Below are 26,934 nucleotides of genomic sequence, written 5' to 3'. Positions count from 1 at the left end.
CGTGGGCCTGGCACTGACCGACTTCGCGCAGCAGAAGAAGCGCTTCTTCCTGGCGGCCGAACCGCTCACCGACAAGATCGTGTGGGAGCACGGCAACCGCTACACCTTCCGCCTGCGCCCCTCCACCTACATGCAGGTGGCCATGCTGGTGCCCGAAGCCGTGGCGCTGAAGAAAAAGCGCTGGGCCATCGTTTACCCCAACTACGAGTACGGCCAGTCGGCCGTGGCCACCTTCAAGCAACTGCTCAAGGCCGCGCAGCCGGACGTGGAGTTCGTTGCCGAGCAGGCCACGCCGCTCGGCAAGGTGGATGCCGGCAGCGTGGCCCAGGCGCTTGAAGACGCCAAGCCCGATGCGATCTTCAACGTGCTGTTCGCCGCCGACCTCGCCAAATTCGTGCGCGAGGGCAACACCCGCGGGCTGTTCACGGGCCGCAGCGTGGTGAGCCTGCTGTCGGGCGAGCCGGAATACCTGGACACGCTCAAGAGCGAGACGCCCGAGGGCTGGATCGTCACCGGCTACCCCTGGTATGCCATCCAGACGCCCGAGCACAAGGCCTTTCTGGACGCCTACATGAAGCGTTTCAAGGACTACCCGCGCGCGGGCTCGGTGGTGGGCTACAACGCCGTGCAGTCGGTTGCGGCGGGGCTGGCCAAGGCTGGATCGGCCGACACCGAGAAACTCATCACCGCCTTCCGCGGCCTGCAGGTGGCCACGCCGTTCGGTCCCATCACCTACCGCACGCAGGACCACCAATCCACCATGGGTGCCTACGTGGGCAAGACCGCGCTGCGCATGGGCAAGGGTGTGATGGTGGACTTCACCTACCGCGACGGCGCCAAGTACCAGCCCAGCGACGCCGAGGTGAAGCGGCTGCGCAAGGACGAGTGACCGCCGCACTCTGCGCCTGCGCCCTTCCCGTGGGGGACGGCGCGGCTGCTACCGCCGGGCGACCCGGGCGCTATGGCTGCGGGCTTCACCCGCGCGGGCTGCGGTGGCACTGTGCGGCATTGGACGACTGACATGGATGTTTCGGGGCTGCTGGCCCAACTGCTCAATGGCCTGGCGGGCGCTTCCACGTTGTTCCTCGTGGCGGCGGGGCTGTCGCTGATCTTTGGGGTGATGCGCATCGTCAACTTCGCGCACGGTTCGTTCTACATGCTGGGCCTGTACCTGGCCTATGCCCTGGTGGAGCGTCTGGGCGAGGCCCTCGGCTTCTGGCCTGCGCTGTTGCTGGCGCCGCTGGCGGTGGGCCTGCTGGGCGCGGCGGTGGAGGTGCTGCTGCTGCGCCGCATCTACCGCGCACCCGAACTGTTGCAGCTGCTGGCCACCTTCGCCTTGGTGCTGGTGATCAAGGACGCGGCGCTGTGGCTCTGGGGGCCGGAGGAGCTGTTCGGCCCGCGCGCGCCGGGCCTGGATGGCGCGGTGGACCTGCTGGGCCGGCGCTTCCCGGCCTACGACCTGTTCCTCATCGCCGTGGGGCCGCTGGTGCTGGTGCTGCTCACGCTGCTGCTCACGCGCACGCGCTGGGGCACGCTGGTGCGCGCCGCCACGCAGGACCGTGAGATGGTCGGTGCGCTGGGTGTGAACCAGGCCTGGCTGTTCACCAGCGTGTTTGCGCTGGGGGCCCTGCTGGCAGGCCTGGGCGGCGCGCTGCAGCTGCCGCGTGAGCCCGCCAGCCTGGAGCTGGACATGCTCACCATCGGCGCCGCCTTCGTGGTGGTGGTGGTGGGCGGCATGGGCTCGCTGCCCGGCGCCTTCGTGGCGGCGCTGGTGATTGCCGAGCTCAAGGCCGTGTGCATCTGGCTGGGCGTGGTCGAGGTCGCGGGGGTGGAGGTGGCCTTTCCCCGGCTCACGCTGGTGGTGGAATTCCTGGTGATGGCGTCCGTGCTCATCTGGCGGCCCTGGGGCCTCCTGGGCCGCCCGCAGGCCGTGGCGCGCGGCGTGGGCGCGCCCGAGGCGCCGCTGCGCCAGGCGGGGCAGGGTGCCACGGCCGCCTGGTGCGCGCTGGTGCTGGGCCTGGCGCTGCTGCCGCTGGCGGTGGAGCCGGGCAGCTACGCCACCGTGTTGCTGACCGACATCGCGATTGCCGCGCTGTTCGCCGCCAGCCTGCATTGCATTCTGGGGCCGGGCGGGCTGCATTCGTTTGGCCATGCGGCGTACTTCGGCCTGGGCGCCTACGGCGCGGCGCTGCTGGTGCGCTGGCTGGACTGGCCCATGGGCACGGCGCTGCTGCTGGGGCCGCTGGTGGCGGCGGCCGGTGCGCTGGTGTACGGCTGGTTCTGCGTGCGCCTGTCGGGCGTGTCGCTCACCATGCTGACGCTGGCGTTCGCACAGATCACCTGGGCCATCGCCTACCAGTGGGACGGGTTCACCGGCGGCAGCAACGGCATCACCGGCGTGTGGCCGCCGCAGTGGGCCGCGCAGGGCGCGGGCTTCTATTGGTTGGTGCTGGCGCTGGCCGTGGCGGGCATCTACCTGCTGCGGCGCATGCTGTTTGCGCCGTTGGGCTGGGCGCTGCGCGCGGCGCGCGACTCGGCGTTGCGGGCCGACGCCATTGGCATCGACGTGCGCGGCGTGCAGTGGGCCGCCTTTGTGGTGGCGGGGCTGCTGGCCGGTCTGGCGGGGGCGCTGTACGTGTTTTCCAAAGGCAGCGTGGCGCCCGATGCGCTGGGCGTGTCGCGCTCGGTGGACGGGCTGGTGATGGTGCTGCTGGGCGGCATGCAGCAGCTGGCCGGGCCGGTGGTGGGCGCGGGCGTGTTCACCTGGCTGCACGACACCGTGGCGCGCAGTACCGACTACTGGCGCGCGCTGCTGGGCGGCATCATGCTGCTGCTGGTGCTGCTGTTTCCTCAAGGAATCTCGGGTTTTGCGCAGATGTGGCAAGCGCGAGCAGCTATCAAGAACAAAGCACAGGAGGGCGCGCCGTGAGCCTGCTGCAGGTCCAGGAGCTGCGCAAGTCCTTCGGCGGCGTGCAGGCCGTGCAGGGCGTGTCGTTCACGCTGCAGCCGGGTGAGCTGCTGGCGCTGATCGGCCCCAACGGCGCGGGCAAGAGCACCACCTTCAACCTGGTGGGCGGGCAGCTCTTGCCCGATGCGGGGCGCGTGCTGCTGCAGGGGCAGGACATCACCGGCCTGGCGCCACGCGCCGTCTGGCGGCGCGGCGTGGGCCGCACCTTCCAGATCGCGCAGACCTTTGCCAGCTTCACCGTGCTGCAGAACGTGCAGATGGCGCTGCTGTCGCACGACCGCCACGCCTGGCGCTGGTGGCGCCGTGCCGATGCGCACCGCCCGCACGATGCCCTGGCGCTGCTGGAGCAGGTGGGCATGGCTGCCCAGGCGCAGCGCCCGTGCAGCGCGCTGTCCTACGGCGACGTCAAGCGCGTGGAGCTGGCCATGGCGCTGGCGCATGCCCCGGCGCTGCTGCTGATGGACGAGCCCACCGCCGGCATGGCACCGGCCGAGCGCCTGGCGCTCATGCAGCTGGTGCAGCGCATCGCGCGCGAACGGCACATGGGCGTGCTGTTCACCGAGCACAGCATGGACGTGGTCTTCGGCCTGGCCGACCGCGTGGCCGTGCTGGTGCGTGGCCAGCTGCTGGCCGAGGGCACGCCGCAGCAGATCCAGGACGACGCGCGGGTGCAGGCCGCCTACCTGGGCACGGGGCTGGCGCTGGAGTCCGCATGACGAATCAAAACGATAGCGCCTTGCACTTGCCCAGCAAGGTTCTAAAAGCAAAAACACCCTTGCTGGAGGTGGCAGACCTGCACGCCTGGTACGGCGCGGCCCACATCCTGCACGGCGTATCGCTGAGCGTGGGGCCCGGCGAGGTGGTGGCCCTGATGGGGCGCAACGGCGCGGGCAAGTCCACCACGCTCAAGGGCATTGCCGGCCTGCTGGAGCGGCGCAGCGGGCGCATCGAATTCCTGGGCCAGCGCATCGACCGGCAGCCGCCGCACGCCATCGCGCGGCGCGGCCTGGGCTACGTGCCCGAGGACCGGCGCATCTTCACCGACCTCACGGTGCTGGAGAACCTGGAGGTCGGCCGCCAGAAGCCCCGCCACTGGCCCGACGGCACGCCCGCGCCGCTGTGGACGCCCGAGCGGCTGTTCACGCTGTTCCCCAATCTGGGCGAAATGCCCGACCGCCCCGGCGGACGCATGAGCGGCGGAGAGCAGCAGATGCTGACCGTGGCGCGCACCCTCATGGGCCAGCCGCTGCTGGTGCTGCTGGACGAGCCCTCGGAGGGCGTGGCGCCGGTCATCGTGCAGCAGATGGCGCGCACCATCCGCGCGCTGAAGGCCCAGGGCATCGGCATCCTGCTGAGCGAACAGAACCTGCCCTTCGCCGAGGCCGTGGCCGACCGCGCCTGCGTGCTAGAGCAGGGCCGCATCGTGTACAGCGCCGGCATGGCGCAGTTGGCGGGCGACGCCGCGGCGCGGCGGCAGTACCTGGGCGTCTAGCGGCCCAGGGACACGTGGGGGCCAGGCCGCTCAGGCGGCGGCCACCTGCGCCAGATGCTCCGCCACCACCTGCGCCAGCCAGTCCATCACCGTGCGCACACGCCGCGGCAGGTTGCGGCGGTTGGCGTACATCAGCGTGAGCGGCATCGGCGGGGCGGCCAGTTGCGGCAGCACTTCGACCAGATCGCCGCGCGCCAGCAGGTCCACCACGCCCAGGTGCGGCACCTGGATCAGGCCCAGCCCCGCCAGGCAGCCGGCCATGTAGGCCTCGGCATTGTTCACCGTGAGGGCGCCCTGCATGGGGGTGAGCACGAGTGCGCCATCCACCACGGCCTCGAAGCCTGCAGAGCGGGCGCCCAGCGTGTTCACGAAATGCACCAGCCGGTGGCCCGGCAGGTCGGCGAGCGAGCGTGGCGTGCCATGCGCGCGCAGATAGGCCGGGCTGGCGCAGTTGACCAGCCGCACCAGCCCCAGCGGGCGCGCGACCAGGCTGCTGTCCACTACAGCGCCCGTGCGCAGCACGCAGTCGAAGCCCTCGCGCACCACGTCCACGCGGCGCTCGGTGCTGCTCAGCTCCACCTCCAGACCGGGGTGGCGCGCCAGCAGTTCGGGCAGGCGGGGCACCACCACGTTGCGCGCCATGCCGGTGGACATGTCGATGCGCACGCGTCCTTTCAGGCCGGCGCCGTCGGGGTGCTGGAACATAGACTGCAGCTCGTCCACGTCCGCCAGCAGATCCTTGCACCGCTCGTAATAGGCCTGCCCGTCCTGCGTGAGCTGGACGCGCCGCGTGGTGCGATGCAGCAGGCGCGTGCCAAGCTGGGTTTCGAGTTGCTGCACGGCGGTGGAGGCGCTGGCCTTGGGGATGCCCAGCGCTTCGGCGGCCTGCGTGAAGCTGGCCAGCTCGGCCACGCGGACGAAGATGTGCATGCGGTCAAACGGGCTCATTGTTCGTACCCAAATAACGATGCGATCAATTTTCAGTGATTTATGGATGCAGCGCGGATCAATAGAGTCCGTTCACTGCTTCTCACTCCTCACTGAAAGGTTCCCGCCATGACCCACGCCGCATCTTCTTCCTCCTCTACGGCCACCGCCGGCATGGCCGTCCGCCCGGCCATCGCCCTCATCACCGGCGGCAGCCGGGGACTGGGCCGCAATGCCGCGTTGCACGTGGCGCGGTCCGGCACCGATGTGATCCTGACCTACCGCAGCCAGGCCGCCGAGGCGCAGGCCGTCGTCGCAGAGATCGAGGCCCTCGGCCGCCGCGCCGTGGCGCTGCCCCTGGACGTGGCGGCCAGCGCCACCTTCACCGCTTTCGCAGGCCAGGTGCGCGACGTGTTGGCGCGGCACTGGCAGCGCGAGCGTTTCGACTTCCTCGTGAACAACGCGGGCGTGGGCGTGTATGCCAGCTTCATGGAAACCACCGAGGCGCAGTTCGACGACATGGTCAACATCCACCTCAAGGGCGTGTTTTTCCTCACACAGAAGCTGTTGCCGCTGATGAACGACGGCGGGCGCATCCTGAACGTGTCGTCGGGCTTGGCGCGGTTCGCGCTACCGGGCTACGCGGCCTATGCGGCGATGAAGGGCGGGGTGGAGGTGCTGACGCGCTACCTGGCCAAGGAACTGGGCGCGCGCGGCATTGCCGTGAACGTGGTGGCGCCTGGCGCGATCGAGACGGATTTTGGCGGCGGCGCCGTGCGCGACAACGCGCAGCTCAACGCCTTCATCGCCGGCCAGACCGCGCTGGGCCGCGTGGGCCTGCCGGACGACATCGGTGGCGTGATCGCTGCGCTGCTGCAGCCGGGCACGGGCTGGGTGAACGCACAGCGCATCGAGGCATCGGGCGGCATGTTCGTTTGACGCCCGGCATCGGGGCTGCGCCTGGTTGCTTTACTGCATTTTTGGGCTGTAGCGCTTGTTAAATCAGCGCTAACAGCTATAAATAACGTAGCAAAACGCGGCGGGTGAGGCATTCCCGCCCCGGGGCGCTCAGAAGGCTTCCCAATCGTCGTCGCTGTGGCGCGCGGCGGCCGGGGCCGCCTTGGCCGCTGCCGGCGGGCGGGCGGGCGCCGCCAGCGTGCGCGCTGCTGCGGGGGGCTTGGTCGTTGTGGTCGTTGTGGCCGGTGCGGGCCGGCGGAGGGGGGCGGGCGCTGCCGCTGCCGTTGCCGTCTGGGCGGCCTGCAGGCCTTCCACGCGGAACACGCTCACTGCCTGCGCCAACTGGCCAGCCTGGGCCTTGAGCGAGCCCGTGGCGGCGGTGGCTTCCTCCACCAGTGCGGCGTTCTGCTGCGTGACCTGGTCCATCTGCGTGATGGCCTGGTGCACCTGCTCGATGCCCGCGCTCTGCTCTTGGCTGGCGGCGGTGATCTCGGCCACCAGGTCGCTCACGCGCTGCACGCTCTGCACGATGGCGTCCATGGTGCGGCCAGCTTCCTCGACCTGGTGGGAGCCTTCCTCCACCTTGGCGACCGAGTCGCCGATCAGGCCCTTGATGTCCTTGGCGGCAGCCGCGCTGCGCTGTGCCAGTGCACGCACCTCGCCGGCCACGACGGCAAAGCCGCGGCCCTGCTCGCCGGCGCGTGCGGCCTCCACCGCGGCGTTCAGCGCCAGGATGTTGGTCTGGAAGGCGATCGAGTCGATCACGCCGATGATGTCGCTGATCTTGCGGCTGCTGGCGTTGATGGCGCCCATGGTCTGCACCACGCCGGCTACCACCTGGCCGCCCTGCGTGGCCGTCTGCGCGGCGGAGGAGGCCAACTGGTTGGCCTGGCGCGCGTTGTCGGCGTTCTGGCGCACGGTGCTGGTCAGCTGCTCCATCGAGGCGGCGGTTTCCTGCAGCGAGCTGGCCTGCTCCTCGGTGCGCGAGGACAGGTCCTGGTTGCCTGCGTCGAGCTGGCTGGACGCCGTGGCGATGCCGTCGGTGCCCGAGCGCACGCGCGCCACCACCTGCGACAGGCTGGCGTTCATCTCCTGCAGCGCCTGCAGCAGCTGGCCGGTCTCGTCGCGCGAATCGACCTGCACGCGGCTGGTGAGGTCGTTGGCCGCCACGGCGCGCGCCACCTGCACGGCCTGCGCCAGCGGCCGCGTGATGCCGCGTGTGAGCCACCATGCGCACAGGGCGCCTGCGCCCAGGCCGAGCACGCCCAGCACGATCAGCCACAGCCGGCTTTGCCCATAGGTGACATTGATCCCCTGCGCCGTGGCGTCGATGCGGGAGCGTTGCATGTCCAGCAGGCGCTGGATCAGCGCCACGTACTGGTCAGTGGCGGGCAGGTACACCTGGGTGAGCAGGCGTTCGGCCTCCTCCAGCTGGCCCTCGGCCTTGGCCTTCACGGCCTGGTCGCGCGAGGACAGGTAGGTCACGCGCGCCTTCTGAATGTCGGCCCACAGGGCCTTTTCCTCGTCGCTGGTGAGCAGCGTCTCGATACGCTTTTGCAGCTCGGCCGATTCGCGCGTGGAGGTGGCGGTGTCCGCCGCGAAGAACTGGCCGAGCGAGGGGTCCGTGCTCTTGACGATGGCCGAGGTGCGCCGCGCCGCGCTGTACACGTAGCGGTACCAGTCGCTGATCATGCGCTCCACCGCCAGGGGTTGCTGCGTCATCTCGTTGGTGGCTTGCGCCACGGTCTGCAGGCGCCATACGCCAAAGGCCGTCATCAGGGCCATCAGCAGCAGGACAAGGGCGAAGCCGCCTCCCAGGCGGGTGCCGATGCTGAGGTTTTTCATAGGATCTTCAGGAGGATTCAAACAAGGAAGGGCAGCGGTGGAGCGTCACGCCGGTGCGCGCAGGGCGCGCCGGTATTGCACGGCTTCGGCCACATGGGCGGCGCCCACGGTCTCGCAGCCCGATAGATCGGCAATAGTACGTGCAACCTTGAGGGCCCGGTGCGTGCTGCGCGCCGACCACGCCAGGCGCGCCGCCGCGGCCTGCAGGAACCGCGCGGCCGGCGCGTCCAGCGCCGCCATCTGTTCCAGCTCCTGGCCCTGCAATGCCTGGTTGGCCTTGCCCTGGCGCTGGAGCGCTCGTTCGTGCGCGCGGGCCACGCGTTCGCGCACGGCGCCGCTGGGTTCGCCGGGTGGGGCGCCCAGCAGCTCCTCGGGCGGCAGCGCGGGCACCTCCACATGCAGGTCGATGCGGTCCAGCAGCGGGCCGCTGAGCTTGCCCTGGTAGCGCGCGATCTGGTCGGGTGTGCAGCGGCAGGCGCGCTGGTGCGAGCCCGCAAAACCACAGGGGCAGGGGTTCATGGCCGCCACGAGCTGAAAGCGCGCCGGGAACTCGGCGCGCTGCGCCGCCCGGGCAATGGTGATGCGCCCGCTCTCCAGCGGCTCGCGCAGCGCTTCCAGGGCGCTGCGGGCGAATTCGGGGAATTCATCGAGGAACAGCACGCCTTCGTGCGCGAGCGAGATCTCGCCCGGGCGCGGCGGCGAGCCCCCGCCCACCAGCGCGATCGCGCTGCAGCTGTGGTGCGGGCTGGCTGTGGTGCGCTGCATCCACTGTGCGGGGCTGAAGCGCCCGGCCAGGCTGGCAATGGCCGCGCTCTCCAGCGCTTGCTCCACCCCCATCGGGGGCAGCAGCCCGGCAAAACGCTGGGCCAGCATGGACTTGCCCGAGCCCGGGGGCCCCACGAGCAGCAGCCCGTGCCCGCCGGCGGCGGCGATCTCCAGTGCGCGCTTGGCCGCGGCCTGCCCCTTCACGTCGGCCAGGTCCGGGCCATCGGTGGCCGGGGCCGGCGGCGCGGGTTGCAGCCGCTGCCAACCGCCGTCGTCCGCGCCATCATCGTTCGGCGGGGGCACGGGCACGAACTGGCGCACCACGTCCAACAGGTGGTTCGCGCGGTAGATCTCGGTGCCCGGCACCAGCGCAGCTTCTTCGGCGCTGCCGGGGGGAAGCACCGTGCGTATGGGCTGCGCCAGCGCGCGCAGCGCCAAGCTGGTCGCCAGGGCGCCGCGCACCGGGCGCAGCAGGCCCGACAGCGATAGCTCGCCGGCGAACTCCCAGCCGTCCAACCGGGCCGCGTCGATCTGCCCGCTCGCGGCCAGGATGCCCAGCGCGATCGGCAGGTCGAAGCGGCCGGAGTCCTTGGGCAGATCGGCCGGCGCCAGGTTCACGGTGATCTTCTTGTTGGCCGGGAATTCCAGCCCGGCGTTTTGCAGCGCGGAGCGCACGCGCTCGCGCGCCTCCTTGACCTCGACATCGGCCAGGCCCACCAGCGCGAAGCTGGGCAACCCGTTCGCCAGGTGTACTTCCACAGTAACGGCGGGCGCGTGCAGGCCCAGCAGGGCGCGGCTTTGCACCAAAGCAAGACTCATCGCAACGGATCTCCCCAGGCATGTGCGTGCAACCATGGCGACGGGATGCGCAAGGGGGCCGCCCTGCACCAGGCTGGTGCGAAATGCGCCGGGCTGCAACCCCTGTGACTGCACGTATGCCTCAGGATGGTACCCGGCAGGCCGTCGCGGGGCGGATTTCGGGGTGGCACGGTCCATGCATTGAGGGGGTGTCAACCGTCGCCCAACACTGGAGGAACCATGCACCGCTTTTCCCTCAAGACCCTGGCCCTCGCTTTTGCGGCCCTCGCCGTACCGGGCCTTGCCAGCGCCCAGCTCACTGCCAATGTGTCGCTGACCAGCAACTACAAGTTCCGCGGCCAGGACCAGGACGTGAACCGCATCAAGGCCGTGAACCCGGCCATCCAGGGCGGGTTCGACTACAGCTTTGGCGACAGCGGCTTCTACGTGGGCAACTGGAACTCCAGCGTGGACTGGCTGTCCGGCAACTCCATCGAGGCCGACTTCTACGGCGGCTACAAGCTCAAGGTCGGTGAGGTGGACCTGGATGTGGGCGCGCTCACGTATGTGTACCCAGGCAACACCAACGGCAACACCACCGAGCTGTATGGCGCGGCCACGTACGGCCCGTTCACGGCCAAGTACTCGCACACCGTGTCCAAGGATTACTTCGGCTGGGCGGGCGCCAAGACCTCCAGCAACCGTGGGCGCAACACGGGCTACCTGAACCTGGCGTTTGCGCAGGAGGTTGCGCCCAGCGTCACGCTGAAGGCGTCCGTGGGCTACACGCGCTTTGCCAGCGACATCAAGGATCTGGGCGTGCCCAACTACGTGGACTACAGCGTGGGCGGCGCCTACGACTTCGGCGCCGGCCTGTCGTTGTCCGCGGCGGTTGCCGGAGCCAACAAGAAGGGCTTCTTCGGCGATGCCAACAAGGCCCGCCTGATCGTCTCCCTCACCAAGACCCTCTAACTCTCGACAAGGAATCGATCATGAAAATGGTCACCGCCATCATCAAACCCTTCAAGCTCGACGAGGTGCGCGAGTCCCTGTCGGACATCGGCGTGCAGGGCATCACCGTGACCGAGGTGAAGGGCTTTGGCCGCCAGAAGGGCCATACCGAGCTGTACCGCGGCGCCGAGTACGTCGTGGACTTCCTGCCCAAGGTGAAGATCGAGGCCGCCGTGGCCGACGAGCTGGTGGAACGCGTCATTGAGGCCATCGAAGGCGCGGCCCGCACCGGCAAGATCGGCGACGGCAAGATCTTCGTGGCGCACCTGGAGCAGGTGGTGCGCATTCGCACCGGCGAGACCGGCCAGGAAGCCCTGTGAGCGCGCGCCGCACAGGCATTCGTCCCTCCCGACCCAGAGATCTGCCATGAAAAAACTATTTGCTTCCCTACTGATCGGTGCAAGCCTGCTGGCCGGTGGCGCCGGCGCGCTGGCCCAGGCACCCGACGCGGCCGCGGCGGCTTCGGAGCCCGTGGCCGTCGCCCCCGCGCCTGCGCCCGCTGCCGAGCCCGTCGCAGCACCTGCTGCGGCACCCGCACCCGCGGCAGCGGCAGCGGCGCCCGCCGCGCCCAAGGTGGACTCGGGCGACACCGCCTGGATGCTGACCTCCACGCTGCTCGTGATCCTGATGATCATCCCGGGCCTGGCCCTGTTCTACGGGGGGCTGGGCCGCACCAAGAACATGCTGTCTGTGCTGATGCAGGTGTTCGTGATCTTTGCCCTGGTGTCGCTGCTGTGGTCCATCTATGGCTACAGCCTCGCGTTCTCCGGCGAGGGCCAATTCGTGGGCGACCTGTCCAAGCTTTTCCTGAAGGGCGTGAGCCAGGAAACCTTTGGTGCGCTGGCGACCATTCCCGAATACGTGTTCATCGCCTTCCAGGGCACGTTCGCGGCCATCACCGTGGCGCTGATCGTGGGCTCCTTTGCGGAACGCATGCGTTTTGCGGCCGTGCTCATCTTCGCGCTGCTGTGGTTCACCTTCAGCTACGTGCCCATGGCCCACATCGTGTGGGGTGGCGGCCTGCTGGCGGCCGACGGCGCGCTCGATTTCGCGGGCGGCACCGTGGTGCACATCAACGCCGGTATCGCGGGCCTGGTGGGTGCCTACATGGTGGGCAAGCGCATCGGCTTTGGCCGCGAAGCGTTCACTCCGCACTCGCTCACGCTGACCATGGTGGGCGCGTCGCTGCTGTGGGTGGGCTGGTTCGGCTTCAACGCCGGCTCTGCAGGTGCCGCCAACGCCGTTGCGGGCCTGGCCTTCGTGAACACGGTGCTGGCCACCTCGGCCGCCACGCTGTCGTGGATTGCCGGCGAGGCGCTGCACAAGGGCAAGGCCTCCATGCTGGGCGCGGCCTCGGGCGCGGTGGCCGGCCTGGTGGCGGTCACGCCCGCCGCGGGCTTCGTGGGCCCCATGGGCTCCATCGCGATCGGCCTGATCGCCGGCCTGGTCTGCCTGTGGGGCGTGGGTGGCCTGAAGAAGATGCTGAACGTGGACGACGCCTTCGACGTGTTTGGCGTGCATGGCGTGGGCGGCATCGTGGGCGCCATCCTCACCGGCGTGTTCGCGGCCCAGGGCTTGGGCGGCACCGGCGGCCTGACGCCCGACACCTTCAGCATGGGCGCGCAGGTGTGGGTGCAGGTCAAGAGCGTGCTGTTCACCATCGTGTGGTCGGGCGTGGTGTCCTTCATCGCCTACAAGGTCGCCGACCTGCTGGTGGGCCTGCGCGTGAGCGAGGAAGCCGAGCGCGAGGGCCTGGACATCACCTCCCATGGCGAGACGGCTTACCACCGTTGAATGGCGGGCGCCGCGTGGTGGCGCGGCGGCCCTCCGACTACAAGCGAGTAACTCCCTGTCCCGTGTTTGGGCCCGCCCTTGGCGGGCCTTTTCTTTGGGCGGCGCGCAGGCCCGGGGCCAATAATGCCTGTATGAACACTGCCTGGACGCCCCTGGCCGCCGCGCCTGCGCAACTCGGCGAATCTCCCTTCTGGCACCCCCTGGAGTCCCGTCTGTACTGGGTGGACATCGCCGGCCGCGCGCTGTGGCGCAGCGGCGCGCACGGAAGCGATGCGCAATGCTGGCCCCTGCCGGCCGAGCCCGGCTGCATCGCGCCGGCGCGCCAGGGGGGCACACCCGCAGGCCTGGTGGTGGCGCTGCGCGACCGCATCTGCCACGCGCCGCGCTGGGGCGGGCCGCTCCTCACGCTGGCGCACTTGCCCATCGACCCGGCGACCGAGCGTGCCAACGACGGCAAGTGCGACGCGCTCGGGCGCCTGTGGGTGGGCACGGTGCATGAGCCCGCCCAGGGCCCGCGCCAGCCCGTCGCTGCGCTGTACTGCATCGACCTGCGCGGCGGGGACCAGGGCGGTCCCGATGCTCCCACGGTGCGCCGCATGCTGGACGGCGTGGCCACCGCCAACGGCCTGGCCTGGTCGCCGGACGGGCGCACGCTGTATTGGAGCGACACGCCCTCGCACACCATCCGCGCCTGGGACTGCAACGCGCAGTTGGAGCCTATCGGGGCGCCGCGTGTGTTGCACCGCTTTGCGACGCGCGATGAGGCAGTCCCCTATGGCGGCCGCCCGGACGGTGCCGCTGTGGATGTCGAAGGCGCCTACTGGTGCGCGCTGTACGAGGGCGCGCGCGTGCTGCGCTTGTCGCCGCGCGGCGAGGTGCTGGCCGAGCTGCCCACGCCGCTGTCCTGCCCCACCATGCCCTGCGTCGGTGGGCCGGACGGGCACACGCTGTTCGTCACCTCTGCACGCAAGGGCCGCAGTGCCGATGAGCTGGCGCGCTGGCCTCAGTCGGGGCAGGTGCTGTCCACCCGCGTGGCCGTGGCGGGGTTGCCCGTGGCCTGGTGCGAGGTCGGCCAGCGCTGACCCCTGCGGCGCGCATGGCTGCCAGCGCCATTCACGCCGCGCGTTCAAAAAAATCAAACCTGCGCCACGGCCGGCCGAAAGGGCAGGGCAGTACCATCGCCGGATGGACGCAGCCCTTCGCCAGATCATCGACCGCGTGCGCGACAGCGCAGACCGCCGCAGCGCCGTGCGCATCTGCGGCGGAGGCACCAAAGACTTCCATGGCCCGGGCGCGCCGCAGCATGCCGGCGAGCCGCTGGACATGCGGCCCCTGGCCGGCATCGTGAGCTACGAGCCCAGCGAACTGGTGGTCACCGCGCTCGCCGGCACGCCGCTGGCAGAGCTGGAGGCGCTGCTCGCGCGCCATGGCCAGAGCCTGCCGTTCGAGCCGCCACGCTTTGCCGAAGGCGGCACCGTGGGGGGCATGGTGGCGGCCGGCCTGTCGGGGCCGGCGCGCGCCAGCGTGGGTGCGGTGCGCGACTACGTGCTGGGCGTGGAGATCATCAACGGGCGCGGCGAGCTGCTGCGCTTTGGCGGCCAGGTGATGAAGAACGTGGCGGGCTATGACGTCTCGCGCCTCATGGCCGGGGCCTGGGGGCAGCTCGGAGTGATCACCGAGGTCAGCCTGAAGGTGCTGCCGGTGCCGCCGGCCGAGGCCACGCTGCGCTTTGACTGCGACCAGGCCGAGGCGTTGCGCCGCCTCAACGCCTGGGGCGGCCAGCCGCTGCCGCTCAACGCCAGCTGCTGGGTCGAGGATGCGGGCCGCGGCCAGCTCTACGTGCGCCTGCGTGGCGCGCAGGCGGCGGTGCAGGCCGCCTGCCGCAGCATGGGAGGTGAGTTGCAAGACGCTCCCACCGTGCCGGACGACTGGCAGGCTTGCCGCGACCAGCGCCTGCCCTGGTTCGCCGCGCGCGCGGCGGACCATGCGCTGTGGCGCCTGTCGGTTCCCCAGACCGCGCCCGTGCTGGCATTGCCCGCGGGCGTGGCGCCGCCGCTGGTGGAGTGGCACGGCGGTCTGCGCTGGGTGCAGGCGCTGCCGCAGCACGGCGATGCGCTGCACGCACTGGCCGCCGAGGTGGGGGGCAGTGCTTCTCTATTCATAGCTGCTAGCGCAGATGGGATAAGCGCTAGAGCCATTTTTGATGCAAATTCTGCGGCGCTCGCTGCGATCCACCAGCGGCTCAAGCAGGCGTTCGACCCGGCCGGCATCTTCAACCCCGGGCGCCTCGTCTAGCCATGCGCCTGCTGCGCCACCTGACCGGGCGGCACCGCACCACGGTCACCAACCGCACGCTGGGCCTGCTGCTGGCGTTCAACGCGGGGGCGATCAACGCGGGGGGCTTTCTGGTCGTGCACATGTACACCTCGCACATGACGGGCTTCCTTTCGCTGGTGGCCGACAACCTGGTGCTGGGCAACATGACGCTGGTGCTCAGCGCCATCGGCACGCTGTGGGCGTTCATGTCGGGCGCGGGCTCCACGGCGATCCTCGTCAATTGGGCGCGCCACCAGCATCTGCGCAGCGGCTTTGCGCTGCCGCTCTTGCTGGAGGCGGTGCTGATGCTGCTGTTCGGCCTGATGGGGGCCATCACGCTGGGCTGGCGCACGCCGTTCGCCGTGCCGCTCACGGTGCTGCTGCTGGCCTACATCATGGGGCTGCAGAACGCGGTAGTGACCAAGATGTCCTCGGCCCAGATCCGCACCACGCACATGACGGGCATCGTCACCGACCTCGGCATCGAGATGGGCAAGGCCCTGTACTGGAACCGCAGCGGGACGCCGCGCGAGTCGCAGGTGCATGCCAACAAGACGCGCCTGCGCATGTTCGCCAGCCTGCTGGGCATGTTCACCGCCGGCGGCGTGGTCGGCGCGGCGGGGTTCAAGTACGTGGGCTTCATCTGGGTGGTGCCGCTGGCGTCCATCCTGCTGGCGCTGTCGCTGCCCCCCCTCGCCGCCGACCGCCAGCGCCTGGCCCAGCTGTGGCGCGCGCGCCGCGCTCCCGCACCCGCCGAAGACGCACCCGCGCGCCGCTAACCCTTCCACGATCTCCACGACACACCATGCAGACCCAGCTCGCACCCCAGTACCAGGGCACGCCCGAAGGGCAGGAGGCCGAGGCCATCCTGCGCAAATGCGTGCACTGCGGCTTTTGCACTGCCACCTGCCCCACCTACCAGTTGCTGGGCGACGAGTTGGACGGACCGCGCGGGCGCATCTACCTCATCAAGCAGGTGCTGGAAGGGGCCGAGCCCACGCGCAAGACGCAGTTGCACCTGGACCGGTGCCTGACCTGCCGCAACTGCGAGAGCACCTGCCCGAGCGGCGTGCAGTACGGGCATCTGGTGGACATCGGCCGGCGCATCGTCGAGGAAAAGGTGCCGCGCCCGCGCGGCGAGGCGGCTGCCCGCTGGATGCTCAAGGAAGGCTTGCCATCGCCGCTCTTTGCCCCGGCAATGAAGGTGGGCCAGGCCGTGCGCGGCCTGCTGCCCGAGCGCCTGCGCGCCAAGGTGCCGCCGCGCCAGGACGCCGGCGCCTGGCCCACGCGCAGCCATGCGCGCAAGGTGCTGCTGCTGGAGGGCTGCGTGCAGCCGTCGATGGCGCCCAACATCAACAATGCCACGGCGCGCGTGCTGGATGCTGCAGGCATACAGACCGTGGTGGCGCGCGAGGCGGGCTGCTGCGGCGCGGTCAAGTTCCACCTGAACGATCAGGAAGGGGGCCTCGCCCAGATGCGCGCCAACATCGACGCCTGGTGGCCCTATGTGGAACGCGGCGAGGTGGAGGCCATCGTCATGAATGCCTCGGGCTGCGGCGTCACCGTGAAGGAATACGGCCACCTGCTGCGCAACGACGCGCAGTACGCCGAGAAGGCGGCGCGGGTGAGCGCCCTCACGCGCGATCTGTCGGAACTGCTGCCCGATCTGGTGGAGCGTCTGCGCGGGCGCATCCAGCCTCCCGCGGCGCCGCTGGCCTACCACCCGCCCTGCACCCTGCAGCACGGGCAGAAGCTGCGCGGCGGCGTGGAGCGGCACCTGGCGGCGCTGGGCTTCGAGCTGCGCGTGGCGCGCACCGAGTCGCACCTGTGCTGCGGCTCGGCCGGCACCTACTCGGTGCTCAACCCGGAACTGTCGTACCAGCTGCGCGACCGCAAGCTGGGCGCGCTGGGCGAGGCCTTCACCGAGCAGCCGCCTGCGGCCATCCTCTCGGCCAACATGGGCTGCATCACCCACCTGCAAAGCGGCACGGGCATTCCCGTGAAGCACTGGGTGGAGGTGCTGGACGCTGCATTGCTGGCATGATGGCGGGTTTTGACCGCCGCGCGGGGCGGGCTTTCGGGGCCCGGCCGCGCGCTTTCGAGCCATGAACGACACCGTGAACGCACCCGCTCCGATCCACGACGAAGGCGTGCCACCCACCGCTGCTGCGGTCCCCGCGGCCGAAGGCCATGCGACACCGGAGAGCCCCGCGTCGGCCAGCCCGGCAACCGCCGCTGACAGCGGCGCCGCACGCGCGCCCAGGGCCAATCGCCGCGGCGGCCGTGGCCGCGCGGGGGGGCGGCGTGAGCCGGGAGCGCAGGCCGCAGGCGATGCGCCCCAGGCCGGCGCCAAGGGCGGCCCCGCGGCGGGTGCACCCCGCCGTACGCACCCGCTGCTGGAGCAGTTGGCGGGCTGGTATCCGCACTTGTTCGGCGCGCAGTTCCTGCCGCTCAAGCGCGGCATCTTCCAGGACCTGCTGGCCGCGCATGGCGAAGCCATCGACAAGGACGCGCTCAAGCTCGCCCTCTCCATCCACACGCGGTCCACGCGCTATCTGAATGCGGTGGCCCAGGGCATGAAGCGGCACGACCTGCAGGGCCAGCCCGTGGAGGATATGGCGCCCGAGCATGTGCACCACGCGCTGCTGGAGGTGTTCCGCCGGCGCAAGCCGCAGGACGGCGAGGACCTGACGGCCAAGCTGCGCCGGCGCATTGCCCAGGCGTTCGAGGCCAGCGGCCTCACGCGCGAGGCCTATGACGCGCTGGTGCGCGGCCGCGACGAGAAGGCCAACGCCCTGCTCGATGAAGCCTTTGCCGAGGTGGCCGAGCGCGATGCCAAGGCCGAGGCGCTGCTGCGTGCCTTCGAGGCCAGCGGCCAGACCCCCGAGGCCTTTGCCGACATGTACGGCCTGCCCGCTCGGCAGGCTGCGCAGATGCTCGAGCGGGCACGCCAGCGCCGCGCACCGGGCGCCTGAGCGCGGCGCGAGGGGTGGTGACAGGCTGCTGACACGACGCTGTCAGCAGCTTCCCCGCAGCATGGAGTCCTTCGCAACTTGCTTTCAAGGACCCCTCCATGACCACCCCCTCATCCAGCCAGGCCATCAACTGGTTCGAGATTCCGTGCGCCGATCTCGGCCGTGCGCAGTCCTTTTACGAGCGCATGCTGGACCGGCCCATGCGCCGCGAAGACTTCGGCAGCGAACCCATGGCCCTGTTCTCCAAGGACGATCCCGCGACGGGCGGCTGCCTGGTGGCGGGCCCGCAGCGCCGCGCGGCGCCTGACGCGGGCGTGCGCATCTACCTGGACTGCGAGCCCAGCGTGGAGGCGGCTTTGGCCCGTGTAGTGCCTGCTGGTGGACAGGTCGTGGATGCCTGCACGCAGCTGCCCCAGGGCATGGGGTACATCGCCCACGTGCGCGATACCGAGGGCAACACCATCGGCCTGCACGCCATGGCGCGCTGAGGCGCCGACTCGCACAGCCTGCTGACACCCCGTTGTCAGCAGGGTGGCGGCAGCATCGGCGCGTTCTTGGATTCCGTTCAGGAGAGATTTCCATGACCCCAATCACCGTCCAGGTGCCGGCGTTCAGCGTGGCGGGCGTTGCCGTGCGCACCTGCAACCGAGACGAGGCCCAGCCCGAACGGGCGCGCATAGGCGCACTGTGGGACCAATTCTTCACCGAAAGCTGGGCGCGCCAGTTGCCCGGCCCTGGGGCCGACGGGCGCCTCTACGGCGTCTACAGTGCCTATGAGTCCGATCAGCATGGCGCCTTCGACGTGACGGCCGGCGTGTCGGCCGCCGTGCAGGCCGATCCGCCGGTGGGCGCGGCCCGCATCGAGGTGCAGCCGGGCAGCTATCTGGTGTTCCACTGCGAGGGGCCCATGCCGCAGATGGTGCTCGACGCCTGGGCCGCCGCATGGCGCTACTTCGAGGAACATCCCGAGGTGCGGCGCCGCTTCGACACCGACTTCGAATGCTACGAGGGGCCCGAGTGCGTCGCCCTGCACATCGGCGTGCTGCTCTGAGTGCAGGCCCGGGCGCGGTCCTGCCTGGCACCCGGCACCGTACCATGCGGACCATTCCTTCCGTGGCCTGAGATTCCATGCGCCGTGCCGACCGCCTGTTCCAGATCGTCCAGCTCATCCGGGGCCGGCGCCTGTCCACGGCCGCCTTTCTCGCCGGGCGGCTGGAAGTGTCGCTGCGCACCATTTACCGCGACGTGGCCGACCTGCAGCACCAGGGCATACCCATTGAAGGCGAGGCCGGCGTGGGCTACCGCCTGGGCGCGGGCTTCGAGTTGCCGCCCCTGATGTTCAGCCAGGGCGAGGCCAACGCCCTCGTGGCCGCCGCGCGGCTTGCGCAGACCTGGGTCGATGGCGGCATGGCGCGCGAGATCGAGGGTGCGCTTGGCAAGATCCTCTCGGTGCTGCCGCCCGCCGCGCGCGCGGCGGCCGAGGCGCAAGCGCTCTACGCGCCGGGCTCTGGGCTGGATACGCGCGCCCAGGCCGCGCTGCAGGCGCTGCGCGAGGCCGTGCAGTCCTGCCATGTGGTGCGGCTTGACTACGCCGACGTGCAAGGTCGGCCCAGCCTGCGGCGCGTGCGGCCGCTGGGCTGCTTCTACTGGGGCAAGGTGTGGACGCTGTCGGCCTGGTGCGAGCTGCGCGATGACTTCCGGGGCTTTCGCATCGACCGCATCGCGGCCTTCGAGGTGCTGGACGAGCGCTTCCGCCAGGAACCCGGCAAGACCCTGGCCGACCTGCTGCGCCAGGTCGAGGCCCGGATGCGTGACTGCCCGGCCGAGGGGCTGGACGGCGCCGCGTTCTCCTCCTGACCTTTTTGCTCCTCCGCTGCGGGGATGGATTGCCATGGGCCGTCCTGACCGCCGGCCGCAGTCCAGCGCCGGGCCTGCACGCGCTGCAAACCTGCCCCACGGCGTACCCACGCAGCATGGCACGGTGAGAACCGCGGGCCGTGGCCCGCTTGCTGCCTTGGCTGGTCTTGGCAGGCCCGGAGGCCGGTATCGGGGCTGTACTTGCCGCGGCCTTTGTGGAGCGTGTATGTCGCGCCGGGCCGCTTGTGAAAACCGCTTGGCGTCAGGCCGCCAGCGCTGCCTCGATGTCGACCGTGAGCTTCTCGGGAGCCTCCTGCGGCGCGTAGCGGCGGATCACCTGGCCGTCCCGACCGACCAGGAACTTGGTGAAGTTCCACTTGATCGCCTTGGTGCCCAGCACGCCGGGCGCTTCGGCGGTGAGCCAGCGGTACAGCGGGTGCGCGTCGCTGCCGTTGACGTCGATCTTGGACATCATGGGAAACTGCACGCCATAGTTGCGCTGGCAAAAGCCCGCGATGGCGTCGTTGCTGCCCGGGTCCTGGTGGCCGAACTGATTGCACGGAAAGCCCAGCACTACCAGCCCGCGCGGCCCATAACGTTCGTGTAGCGCCTGCAGGCCGGCGAACTGCGGCGTGAAGCCGCAGGCGCTGGCGGTGTTGACGATGAGCAGCACCTGACCGCGGAAGTCGCTCAGTGGCTGGGGCGCGCCGTCGATGCGTGTCGCGTCGAAGTCATACGCAGTGGTCATGGGGCCTCCGGTCGTGTGTCCGTCACCTTATCACTGGGGGCATGGGGTGTGCCTGCTGCATGCGCCCGTGGCCGCCAGACCGACCAGCCGGCCGCCAGCAGGATCAGCGCGCCGCCGGAGAGGGTCCCGCCCGTCAGCTGTGCCGCGCCCAGCAGGGTCGAGGAGCCGCTGGCGAACACCACCTCCGACAGCATGATGATCGCCGTCGTTCCTGCAGCCAGGCGCGCGGCGCCAAACTGCAGCGCCCAGTTGCCGATCAGCAGCACGACCGCCAGAAGCGCCGCCACCCAGGCCCAGGTGGCGTTCAGCGGTGGAAAGGGCGGCACCAGGCCCAGGGATCGGCCCAGCTGGGCCGCCAGCAGCGCCATGAGCATGCAGCCGCCGAACATGGCGACCATGCGCGCCTGGCCCGGGACGGCGTGCAGGCGGCGCAGGGTGACGTTGGTCACGGCGAACGTGAAGCCGCCGAGGATCGCGAGCAGATCGGCCAGCGTCAGGGCGGCGAGCAGGCGCGGCAGGCCGCCCTCGGCGGGCCACAGCACCAGCAGCACGCCGCTGAAGGCCAGCAGCAGCCGCGCCAGCGCCTGCGGCGTGGGCCGCTCGCCCAGGAAGCGCCAGGCCAGCAGCACGCTCCAGGCTGGCATCAGATAGAACAGCAGGATCACGCGGACCACGTCGCCAATGGTGATGGCCCAGTTGAAGGCCACATTGTTCAGGCCCGAGCACAGCGCCAGCAACCACAGAGCCCGGTGCTGCCGCAGCTGCGCGGAAATGCCCGGCCGCAGCGCCAGCAGCACAAGGAGGATGGCCCCATACATGAGCGCCGTGGCCCACAGCGGGTGCAGTCCCGCGCCGTGCATCTGCCGGAACGGCCACCAGGACAGTCCCCAGATGAAGGCGTTGAACAGCAAGGCCAGGGCGGGAAGCGGAGATTGCATGCAAAAAGTGGCCGTAGCGCTTATCTAGCAAGCGCAAGTAGCTATCAAAAACAGAGTGGTGAAGGCACGAAGATGCCCAGCCTTTGCGGCGCATTGTGCCGGCGCGACGGCGGGCGCGCGGGGCTGCGCGGGGGTAGCCCCACGCGCCGGTTCAGTGGTGGTCGTGCCGGGCGATGGAGAGCAGGTGCTCCACTTCCTCGGGATGGCTGCGCACGTTGTGCGCGTGCCAGCGGCCGATCAGCCACATCACGCCCGCCACCAGCATGCCGAAGGCCGTGATGGCACCGAAGGCCGACAGCCCGAACTTGGTGGACAGGCTGTAGAACGCGCCCATGCCCAGGATGGCGGCCTGCTCGTTGAAGTTTTGCACGGCAATGGAGCGGCCCGCGCCCATCAGGTTGTGGCCCCGGTGCTGCAGCAGCGCGTTCATGGGCACGACCAGGAAGCCCCCCAGCCCGCCCAGCAGGATCAGGAACGGAATGGCCAGCCAGATGTTGCTGATGACATTCATCAGGATCACCAGCAGGCCCATGGCGATGCCCATCGGGATCACGCGCGTGGCCATGTCCAGACGCATGTGCAGGGACGCCGCCACCGCGCCCGCGGCCGTGCCGATGGCTACCACGCCCACGAGGGCCGAGGCCTGCGTGGTGCTGTAGCCCAGGGCCGCGGCGCTCCAGGCCAGCACGATGTAGCGCAGGTTGCCCGACACCCCCCAGAACAGCGTGGTGGTGGACAGCGAGATCTGCCCGAGCTTGTCGCGCCACAGGCGCCCGTTGCAGGTCCAGAAGTCGGGCAACAGTGCCAGCGGGTTGGGCGGCAGGGGGCGCATCTCCACGTCGGTGTGCGGGATGCGCAGGTTGAACCACGCTGCCAGCATGTACACCGGCACCAGCGCCAGGATGGCGGCCTCGGCCGCGAGGTCGATGCCCAGATCGATGCCCGGCATGTCCAACGCCAGCAGATGGCTGGCGATGTGGGGTGCGACCAATTGGCCGCCCACGAGCACGCCCAGGATGATGGAGGCGATGGTCAACCCCTCGATCCAGCCGTTGGCCTTGACCAGCTGCGACGCGGGCAGCAGCTCGGTGAGGATGCCGTACTTGGCTGGCGAATACGCCGCCGCGCCCAGCCCCACCACGGCGTAGGCCAGCAGCGGGTGGTGGCCAAACAGCATCATCAGGCAGCCCACCACCTTGATGGCATTGCTGATGAACATCACCCGCCCCTTGGGCATGGAATCGGCGAATGCGCCCACCCACGGCGCCAGCACCACGTAGAACAACGCGAACATGGGCACCAGCGCCGCGCGCTGCCACTCCGGCGCGCCACTGGTACGCAGCAGTTCCACCGCGGTCACGAACAATGCGTTGTCGGCCAGCGAGCTGAAAAACTGCGCCGACATGATGGTGTAGAAACCGCGCTTCATCGGGTGGATGGTGGCTCCATCAGCGGGAATGATGGCCTGTGAAAATTCGAAACACTCCGAGGAGCGACGGGCGGTTATATCACGCGACCCTGCGCGCCCAGTGCCAGAATGGCCCCCGTCCAGTCCGTAGAAACACCCCCATGCCGCGCCCCATTCTTGCGACCATCCACCCCGCAGCCGTGCACCACAACCTGGAGCGCGCGCGCCGTGCCGCGCCCGATGCGCGCGTGTGGGCGGTGGTCAAGGCCAATGCCTACGGCCACGGCATCGAGCGCGTGTTCGAAGGCCTGCGCGCCGCCGACGGTTTCGCTTTGCTGGACCTGGCCGAGGCCGAGCGCGTGCGCGCTCTCGGCTGGCGCGGCCCGATCCTGCTGCTGGAGGGCGTGTTCGAGCCGCGCGACCTGGAGCTGTGCTCGCGCCTGGGCCTGTGGCATGCCGTGCACTGCGATGCGCAGATCGACTGGCTGGCCGCGCACAAGACGCAGGTGCCGCACCGCGTGTTCCTCAAGATGAATTCCGGCATGAACCGCCTGGGCTTCACACCCGAGCGCTACCGCAGCGCCTGGGCGCGCCTGAACGCGCTGCCCCAGGTGGACGAGATCTCGTGCATGACCCACTTCAGCGACGCCGACGGCCCGCGCGGCATCGCGCACCAGGTGCAGGCGTTCCAGGCCGCCACGCAGGACCTGCCGGGCGAGCGCTGCATCGCCAACAGCGCCGCGCTGCTGCGCCACGGCGGTGATGCGCAGGTGCGGCTGGACTGGGTGCGCGCGGGCATCGTGCTGTACGGCAGCGCACCCGACCATCCCGAGCGCCGCGCGGCCGACTGGGACCTGCAGCCCACCATGACGCTGGCTTCGCGCATCATCGGCGTGCAGCAGCTGCAGGCGGGCGACACCGTGGGCTACGGCTCGCGCTTCACGGCGCAGGGGCCGCTGGGCATCGGTGTCGTGGCCTGCGGCTATGCCGACGGCTATCCACGCCACTGCGATACCGGCACGCCCGTGCTGGTGAACGGGGTGCGCACGCGCACCATCGGGCGCGTGAGCATGGACATGCTGGCCGTGGACCTCACGCCCGTGCCCGGCGCGGGGCTGGGGGCCGAGGTCACGCTCTGGGGCCGCGCCGCCAACGGCGCCGTGCTGCCCATCGATGAGGTAGCGCAAGCGGGCGGCACCATCGGCTACGAGCTGATGTGCGCGCTGGCACCGCGCGTGCCCGTGGTGGTGCAGGACTGATTCCCTCCATGGTCCGGGTGCGCGGCCGCACGGGCGCCTCGTGGCGCGGCATGCGCCTGCCGCAGCGGCTGCAGGAGGGCCTGCGCCAGCGCCATGCCCTGCGGCTGCACGGCTGGTGCATCGGCAGTCTGATCCTGGGTGTGATGTGGGCGGTGTCCCATGCGCAGATGGCGCTGGGCGTGCCGTCGCTGGCGCTGCGCTACCTGGTCACGCTGGGCGTGGGATATGGGGTCTATCTGTTGGTGCTGCGCCTGTGGGCCGCATGGCTGCTGCGCCGGCGCAGCGATGCGGGCGATGCGCCCGACGGGCTGGACCTGCTACCCGATGCGGGCTGGCCCGCCGGCCCGGGGCCGCAGGGCACCACGCCACCCTTGCACGGCGGTGGCGGCGACTTTGGCGGGGCGGGCGCGACTGGGCAGTGGGACGCGCCGGCCGCAGATGGCGCTGGCGGCACCGGATGGGGCGGTGATCTGGGCGACGCGGCCTCGGGCGTGCTGGAGGCCGCGGGAAGCGCCGACGAAGCCGCCGTGGTGGTCGTGCCGGTGGTGGCGATCTTCGTTGTGGGCGTGGCGCTGCTGGGGGGTGCGGGTGCGCTGGCGTGGCTGTACTTTGGCAGCGAGGTGCTGCTGGCCGTGGCCGTCGAACTGGCGTTCTCCGTGGCCTCGGCACGGGCGCTGATGGGCGCGGAGCGCGCGGGCTGGCTTGGCGCGGCCTGGCGCCTGACGGGCAAGCCCTTGCTTGGCGCCCTGCTGTGCGCGGTGGCCCTGGGCGCGGCGCTGGACCATTGGCTGCCGCAGGCGCGCTCGCTGCCACACGCGGTGCAACTGCTGCGGGGCCGTTGACCTTGCCTCTGGCGGGGCCCTGCGGCCCACGCGGCATGCCTTGGTGATGGCGCTGGGCTGCTGAAAGACCATTTTGCTGAAAATGTTTTTGGCTTTGTTTTGCATCAAGCCATTACCCAGGGTCTTCCCGAAGAATGACTCTCACAGCGAACACCTGCTGTGCGGCCCGCAGGGCGCCCCGGGTGCTCGGGCGTGCAGCGCTTTGAACGTTCGCTGAACAAGAAGTGGAGTCCCCTATGCAAAGCCAGTCCCCCTCCTCCCGTCCCGCCGCGCGGTTCTTCCTGGGCATCGTCTCGGCTGCGGCCCTGCTGTCCATGGGCAGCGCCGGCGCACAGGAGCCCGTGCAGCCCATCGCGCCCCACAAGGTGACCAACCCCGCCCAGGTCACGCTGGGCAAGAAGCTGTGGTTCGATCCGCGCCTGTCGCGCTCGGGCTTCATCTCGTGCAACTCGTGCCACAACCTGAGCATGGGCGGCTCGGACAACCTCAAGACCTCCATCGGCGACAAATGGCAGAAAGGCCCGATCAACTCGCCCACGGTGTTGAACTCCAGCCTCAACCTGGCCCAGTTCTGGGACGGCCGCGCGAAGGACCTGAAAGAGCAGGCGGGCGGTCCTATCGCCAACCCGGGCGAGATGGCCTTCTCGCATGACCTCGCGGTAGACATGCTGCGCTCCATTCCCCAGTACGTGGCGGAGTTCAAACGGGTCTTCGGGCATGACAAGCTCACCATCGACGAGGTGACGGCCGCCATCGCCGCGTTCGAGGAAACGCTGGTGACTCCCAACGCGCGCTTCGACCAATGGCTCAAGGGCGACAAGAAGGCCATCACGGCGCAGGAACTGCGCGGCTACCAGCTCTTCAAGACCAGCGGCTGCGTGGCCTGCCACAACGGCCCCAACCTGGGCGGCAACTCCTTCCAGAAGATGGGCCTGGTCGAGGCATACAAGACGGACAACCCGGCCGAGGGCCGCTCCGCCGTCACGGGCAACGACGCCGAGCGCTTCAACTTCAAGGTGCCCACGCTGCGCAACGTGGAACTGACCTACCCCTACTTCCACGACGGCGCTGCCGACACGCTGGCCGAGGCCGTGGACACCATGGGCCGCATCCAGTTGGGCAAGAAGTTCACCGCGCAGGAGAACGCCGACATCGTGGCCTTCCTCAAGACGCTCACGGGCGATCAGCCGCAGATCGCCCTGCCGATCCTGCCGCCCTCCAGCGATGCGACCAAGCGCCCCCAGCCCTTCGACTGATGCGCCGTCACGGATGAAAGCCGGCCCGCTTGCGGGCCTTTACAGGCCGGGGCCTCGCAAGGGGCGCCGGCTTTTTTTGGGGGGCGGGTATGCCCCGCCTGGGCGTCAGGCCAGGGCGCGCTGCACCGCGGGGCGCTGCGCCATGCGCTGGGAGTGCGCGTGCACCTTGGGAAACTGCGCGATGTCCACGCCGTCGCTCTTGAGCCAGCCCGCAACGGTGAAGAGGTAGCCGTCGGCCACCGAGTACTGCTCGCCCAGCACCCACGGGCCGTCGCCCAGGTAATGGCGCTCGATCAGCGTGAAGCACTCCGTCATGTTGGCGGGCACCTTGCGCTGCATGGCGGCCTGGGCCTCGGGCTCGTCGGCCCAGCGGCTGGCGCGCGGGCGGTGGGCGTGGGCGATGTGCACGGTGGAGGCCAGGTAGCTGTGGAATTCCTGCAGGCGCGCGAAGCCGAAGGGGTCAGCGGGCGCCAGGCGCGCATCCGCGAAGCGCTGCGCCACGTAGGCCAGCAGGGCGGGGGTCTCGGTGAGCGTTCCGTGCTCGGTCACCAGCGCGGGCACGCGGCCCTTGGGATTGACCGCGAGGTACTCGGGCGAGCGCTGCTGCTGGCTGGCGAAGTCCACGCGGACCAGGGTATAGGGCGCTTGCGCTTCCTCCAGCGCGATGCGCACGGCCTGTGCGCAGGTACCGGGGGTGAAGTAGAGGGTGAGAGAGGTCATGGACGGCGGGCGTGATCGAGGATGGATGATCGTATCTATAAAAAGAGGAGCGGCTTGC

General features: G+C 70.0%; 26 protein-coding genes. 19 read left to right on the top strand and 7 right to left on the bottom strand.

Translation table 11 applies throughout. From position 1 onward, the window contains the following. From AC1PPL_RS17310 to AC1PPL_RS17295, 4 genes are all read left to right on the top strand, one after another. Nucleotides 1–889, top strand: an 889-nt coding sequence (locus AC1PPL_RS17310; RefSeq protein WP_479973769.1) for an ABC transporter substrate-binding protein, incomplete at its 5' end; no start/stop codon positions are given. Between the two features lie 132 nt (nt 890–1,021). Then, the gene (locus AC1PPL_RS17305; protein ID WP_479973768.1) at nt 1,022–2,929 is read left to right on the top strand and encodes an ABC transporter permease; all 1,908 of its coding nucleotides are present in this window, start codon (nt 1,022–1,024) and stop codon (nt 2,927–2,929) included. Beyond that, nucleotides 2,926–3,684 (top strand): ABC transporter ATP-binding protein, encoded by a 759-nt coding sequence (locus AC1PPL_RS17300; RefSeq protein WP_479973767.1) that lies wholly within the window; start codon nt 2,926–2,928, stop codon nt 3,682–3,684. Before AC1PPL_RS17305 ends, AC1PPL_RS17300 begins: the two co-directional genes overlap by 4 nt. After that, nucleotides 3,681–4,460 (top strand): ABC transporter ATP-binding protein, encoded by a 780-nt coding sequence (locus AC1PPL_RS17295; protein ID WP_479973766.1) that lies wholly within the window; start codon nt 3,681–3,683, stop codon nt 4,458–4,460. The genes AC1PPL_RS17300 and AC1PPL_RS17295 overlap by 4 nt, the downstream gene beginning before the upstream one ends. A 30-nt stretch (nt 4,461–4,490) precedes the next feature. On the opposite strand, the gene AC1PPL_RS17290 is transcribed toward AC1PPL_RS17295, so the two are convergent. Next, nucleotides 4,491–5,408, bottom strand: coding sequence for a LysR family transcriptional regulator (locus tag AC1PPL_RS17290; RefSeq protein ID WP_287965690.1), 918 nt, complete (start codon nt 5,406–5,408; stop codon nt 4,491–4,493). Between the two features lie 108 nt (nt 5,409–5,516). Between AC1PPL_RS17290 and AC1PPL_RS17285 the strand changes: the two genes are divergently transcribed. Further along, the gene (locus tag AC1PPL_RS17285; protein WP_479973765.1) at nt 5,517–6,326 is read left to right on the top strand and encodes an SDR family NAD(P)-dependent oxidoreductase; all 810 of its coding nucleotides are present in this window, start codon (nt 5,517–5,519) and stop codon (nt 6,324–6,326) included. 129 nt (nt 6,327–6,455) lie between these two features. Here AC1PPL_RS17285 and AC1PPL_RS17280 read toward each other — a convergent pair whose 3' ends face one another. After that, a complete protein-coding gene (locus AC1PPL_RS17280) occupies nt 6,456–8,189 on the bottom strand; it encodes a methyl-accepting chemotaxis protein (protein ID WP_088887903.1) in 1,734 nt (577 codons plus the stop codon). A 45-nt stretch (nt 8,190–8,234) separates the two neighbouring features. After that, nucleotides 8,235–9,773 carry a YifB family Mg chelatase-like AAA ATPase gene (locus AC1PPL_RS17275; protein WP_287740221.1) on the bottom strand — a complete coding sequence of 513 codons (1,539 nt, stop codon included), beginning with the start codon at nt 9,771–9,773 and terminating at the stop codon, nt 8,235–8,237. A gap of 219 nt (nt 9,774–9,992) precedes the next feature. Here AC1PPL_RS17275 and AC1PPL_RS17270 point away from each other — a divergent pair, with 219 nt between their 5' ends. The 11 genes from AC1PPL_RS17270 (at nt 9,993) to AC1PPL_RS17220 (ending at nt 19,705) form a co-directional block, all read left to right on the top strand. After that, entirely contained in the window at nt 9,993–10,724 is a 732-nt protein-coding gene (locus AC1PPL_RS17270) for a TorF family putative porin (RefSeq protein WP_479973764.1), read from the top strand. Between the two features lie 20 nt (nt 10,725–10,744). Beyond that, entirely contained in the window at nt 10,745–11,083 is a 339-nt protein-coding gene (gene glnK, locus AC1PPL_RS17265; protein WP_011803632.1) for a P-II family nitrogen regulator, read from the top strand. 46 nt (nt 11,084–11,129) lie between these two features. Continuing rightward, complete coding sequence (locus tag AC1PPL_RS17260; protein ID WP_479973763.1) at nt 11,130–12,557, top strand: ammonium transporter; 1,428 nt, start codon at nt 11,130–11,132, stop codon at nt 12,555–12,557. A gap of 131 nt (nt 12,558–12,688) precedes the next feature. Then, nucleotides 12,689–13,639: an SMP-30/gluconolactonase/LRE family protein gene (locus AC1PPL_RS17255; protein WP_479973762.1), complete on the top strand. Its 951-nt coding sequence runs from the start codon at nt 12,689–12,691 to the stop codon at nt 13,637–13,639. Between the two features lie 103 nt (nt 13,640–13,742). Beyond that, complete coding sequence (gene glcE, locus AC1PPL_RS17250; protein ID WP_012655287.1) at nt 13,743–14,852, top strand: glycolate oxidase subunit GlcE; 1,110 nt, start codon at nt 13,743–13,745, stop codon at nt 14,850–14,852. Nucleotides 14,853–14,854: 2 nt separating this feature from the next. Further along, entirely contained in the window at nt 14,855–15,652 is a 798-nt protein-coding gene (locus tag AC1PPL_RS17245; RefSeq protein WP_088887897.1) for a YoaK family protein, read from the top strand. Between the two features lie 26 nt (nt 15,653–15,678). Next, nucleotides 15,679–16,917 (top strand): glycolate oxidase subunit GlcF, encoded by a 1,239-nt coding sequence (gene glcF / locus AC1PPL_RS17240; protein ID WP_088887896.1) that lies wholly within the window; start codon nt 15,679–15,681, stop codon nt 16,915–16,917. Between the two features lie 61 nt (nt 16,918–16,978). Beyond that, entirely contained in the window at nt 16,979–17,848 is an 870-nt protein-coding gene (locus AC1PPL_RS17235; RefSeq protein ID WP_479973761.1) for a ProQ/FINO family protein, read from the top strand. 98 nt (nt 17,849–17,946) lie between these two features. Next, nucleotides 17,947–18,336: a VOC family protein gene (locus AC1PPL_RS17230; RefSeq protein WP_479973760.1), complete on the top strand. Its 390-nt coding sequence runs from the start codon at nt 17,947–17,949 to the stop codon at nt 18,334–18,336. A gap of 92 nt (nt 18,337–18,428) precedes the next feature. Next, complete coding sequence (locus tag AC1PPL_RS17225; RefSeq protein WP_012655292.1) at nt 18,429–18,899, top strand: GyrI-like domain-containing protein; 471 nt, start codon at nt 18,429–18,431, stop codon at nt 18,897–18,899. 77 nt (nt 18,900–18,976) lie between these two features. Further along, a complete protein-coding gene (locus AC1PPL_RS17220; RefSeq protein WP_012655293.1) occupies nt 18,977–19,705 on the top strand; it encodes a helix-turn-helix transcriptional regulator in 729 nt (242 codons plus the stop codon). 262 nt (nt 19,706–19,967) lie between these two features. Here AC1PPL_RS17220 and AC1PPL_RS17215 read toward each other — a convergent pair whose 3' ends face one another. The 3 genes from AC1PPL_RS17215 to lplT all read right to left on the bottom strand — a co-directional run bounded on the left by AC1PPL_RS17215 (nt 19,968) and on the right by lplT (nt 22,820). After that, complete coding sequence (locus tag AC1PPL_RS17215) at nt 19,968–20,453, bottom strand: glutathione peroxidase (protein WP_479973759.1); 486 nt, start codon at nt 20,451–20,453, stop codon at nt 19,968–19,970. Then, a complete protein-coding gene (locus tag AC1PPL_RS17210; RefSeq protein WP_088887892.1) occupies nt 20,450–21,391 on the bottom strand; it encodes a DMT family transporter in 942 nt (313 codons plus the stop codon). The genes AC1PPL_RS17215 and AC1PPL_RS17210 overlap by 4 nt, the downstream gene beginning before the upstream one ends. Nucleotides 21,392–21,542: 151 nt before the next feature. Then, nucleotides 21,543–22,820 (bottom strand): lysophospholipid transporter LplT, encoded by a 1,278-nt coding sequence (gene lplT / locus AC1PPL_RS17205; RefSeq protein WP_479973758.1) that lies wholly within the window; start codon nt 22,818–22,820, stop codon nt 21,543–21,545. Between the two features lie 140 nt (nt 22,821–22,960). Between lplT and alr the strand changes: the two genes are divergently transcribed. The 3 genes from alr to AC1PPL_RS17190 all read left to right on the top strand — a co-directional run bounded on the left by alr (nt 22,961) and on the right by AC1PPL_RS17190 (nt 26,156). Further along, the gene (gene alr / locus AC1PPL_RS17200) at nt 22,961–24,058 is read left to right on the top strand and encodes an alanine racemase (RefSeq protein WP_313145549.1); all 1,098 of its coding nucleotides are present in this window, start codon (nt 22,961–22,963) and stop codon (nt 24,056–24,058) included. An 8-nt stretch (nt 24,059–24,066) separates the two neighbouring features. Beyond that, on the top strand, nt 24,067–24,900 hold the full coding sequence (locus AC1PPL_RS17195) for a hypothetical protein (RefSeq protein WP_479973757.1): 834 nt from the start codon (nt 24,067–24,069) through the stop codon (nt 24,898–24,900). 236 nt (nt 24,901–25,136) lie between these two features. Then, the gene (locus AC1PPL_RS17190) at nt 25,137–26,156 is read left to right on the top strand and encodes a cytochrome-c peroxidase (protein WP_103736850.1); all 1,020 of its coding nucleotides are present in this window, start codon (nt 25,137–25,139) and stop codon (nt 26,154–26,156) included. A 105-nt stretch (nt 26,157–26,261) separates the two neighbouring features. Here the strand turns inward: AC1PPL_RS17190 and AC1PPL_RS17185 are convergent, their stop codons facing one another. After that, nucleotides 26,262–26,876 (bottom strand): glutathione S-transferase family protein, encoded by a 615-nt coding sequence (locus AC1PPL_RS17185; RefSeq protein WP_088887887.1) that lies wholly within the window; start codon nt 26,874–26,876, stop codon nt 26,262–26,264. Nucleotides 26,877–26,934: the final 58 nt, after the last annotated feature.

The sequence above is a fragment of the Diaphorobacter sp. B2A2W2 genome, from assembly GCF_056730635.1.
Note: the sequence above shows the minus strand (reverse complement) of the source record. Positions and strands in the feature narration are given on the sequence as shown.

Bases quoted from the DNA above. Each gene is read 5' to 3' on its own strand.
- AC1PPL_RS17215 (WP_479973759.1), bottom strand. From the start codon at position 20,453: ATGACCACTGCGTATGACTTCGACGCGACACGCATCGACGGCGCGCCC.
- alr (WP_313145549.1), top strand. From the start codon at position 22,961: ATGCCGCGCCCCATTCTTGCGACCATCCACCCCGCAGCCGTGCACCAC.
- AC1PPL_RS17290 (WP_287965690.1), bottom strand. From the start codon at position 5,408: ATGAGCCCGTTTGACCGCATGCACATCTTCGTCCGCGTGGCCGAGCTG.
- AC1PPL_RS17260 (WP_479973763.1), top strand. From the start codon at position 11,130: ATGAAAAAACTATTTGCTTCCCTACTGATCGGTGCAAGCCTGCTGGCC.
- lplT (WP_479973758.1), bottom strand. From the start codon at position 22,820: ATGAAGCGCGGTTTCTACACCATCATGTCGGCGCAGTTTTTCAGCTCG.
- AC1PPL_RS17230 (WP_479973760.1), top strand. From the start codon at position 17,947: ATGACCACCCCCTCATCCAGCCAGGCCATCAACTGGTTCGAGATTCCG.
- glnK (WP_011803632.1), top strand. From the start codon at position 10,745: ATGAAAATGGTCACCGCCATCATCAAACCCTTCAAGCTCGACGAGGTG.
- AC1PPL_RS17195 (WP_479973757.1), top strand. From the start codon at position 24,067: ATGGTCCGGGTGCGCGGCCGCACGGGCGCCTCGTGGCGCGGCATGCGC.
- AC1PPL_RS17305 (WP_479973768.1), top strand. From the start codon at position 1,022: ATGGATGTTTCGGGGCTGCTGGCCCAACTGCTCAATGGCCTGGCGGGC.
- AC1PPL_RS17285 (WP_479973765.1), top strand. From the start codon at position 5,517: ATGACCCACGCCGCATCTTCTTCCTCCTCTACGGCCACCGCCGGCATG.
- glcF (WP_088887896.1), top strand. From the start codon at position 15,679: ATGCAGACCCAGCTCGCACCCCAGTACCAGGGCACGCCCGAAGGGCAG.
- AC1PPL_RS17295 (WP_479973766.1), top strand. From the start codon at position 3,681: ATGACGAATCAAAACGATAGCGCCTTGCACTTGCCCAGCAAGGTTCTA.
- AC1PPL_RS17280 (WP_088887903.1), bottom strand. From the start codon at position 8,189: ATGAAAAACCTCAGCATCGGCACCCGCCTGGGAGGCGGCTTCGCCCTT.
- AC1PPL_RS17185 (WP_088887887.1), bottom strand. From the start codon at position 26,876: ATGACCTCTCTCACCCTCTACTTCACCCCCGGTACCTGCGCACAGGCC.
- AC1PPL_RS17235 (WP_479973761.1), top strand. From the start codon at position 16,979: ATGAACGACACCGTGAACGCACCCGCTCCGATCCACGACGAAGGCGTG.
- AC1PPL_RS17225 (WP_012655292.1), top strand. From the start codon at position 18,429: ATGACCCCAATCACCGTCCAGGTGCCGGCGTTCAGCGTGGCGGGCGTT.
- AC1PPL_RS17220 (WP_012655293.1), top strand. From the start codon at position 18,977: ATGCGCCGTGCCGACCGCCTGTTCCAGATCGTCCAGCTCATCCGGGGC.
- AC1PPL_RS17210 (WP_088887892.1), bottom strand. From the start codon at position 21,391: ATGCAATCTCCGCTTCCCGCCCTGGCCTTGCTGTTCAACGCCTTCATC.
- glcE (WP_012655287.1), top strand. From the start codon at position 13,743: ATGGACGCAGCCCTTCGCCAGATCATCGACCGCGTGCGCGACAGCGCA.
- AC1PPL_RS17255 (WP_479973762.1), top strand. From the start codon at position 12,689: ATGAACACTGCCTGGACGCCCCTGGCCGCCGCGCCTGCGCAACTCGGC.
- AC1PPL_RS17190 (WP_103736850.1), top strand. From the start codon at position 25,137: ATGCAAAGCCAGTCCCCCTCCTCCCGTCCCGCCGCGCGGTTCTTCCTG.
- AC1PPL_RS17270 (WP_479973764.1), top strand. From the start codon at position 9,993: ATGCACCGCTTTTCCCTCAAGACCCTGGCCCTCGCTTTTGCGGCCCTC.
- AC1PPL_RS17245 (WP_088887897.1), top strand. From the start codon at position 14,855: ATGCGCCTGCTGCGCCACCTGACCGGGCGGCACCGCACCACGGTCACC.
- AC1PPL_RS17275 (WP_287740221.1), bottom strand. From the start codon at position 9,773: ATGAGTCTTGCTTTGGTGCAAAGCCGCGCCCTGCTGGGCCTGCACGCG.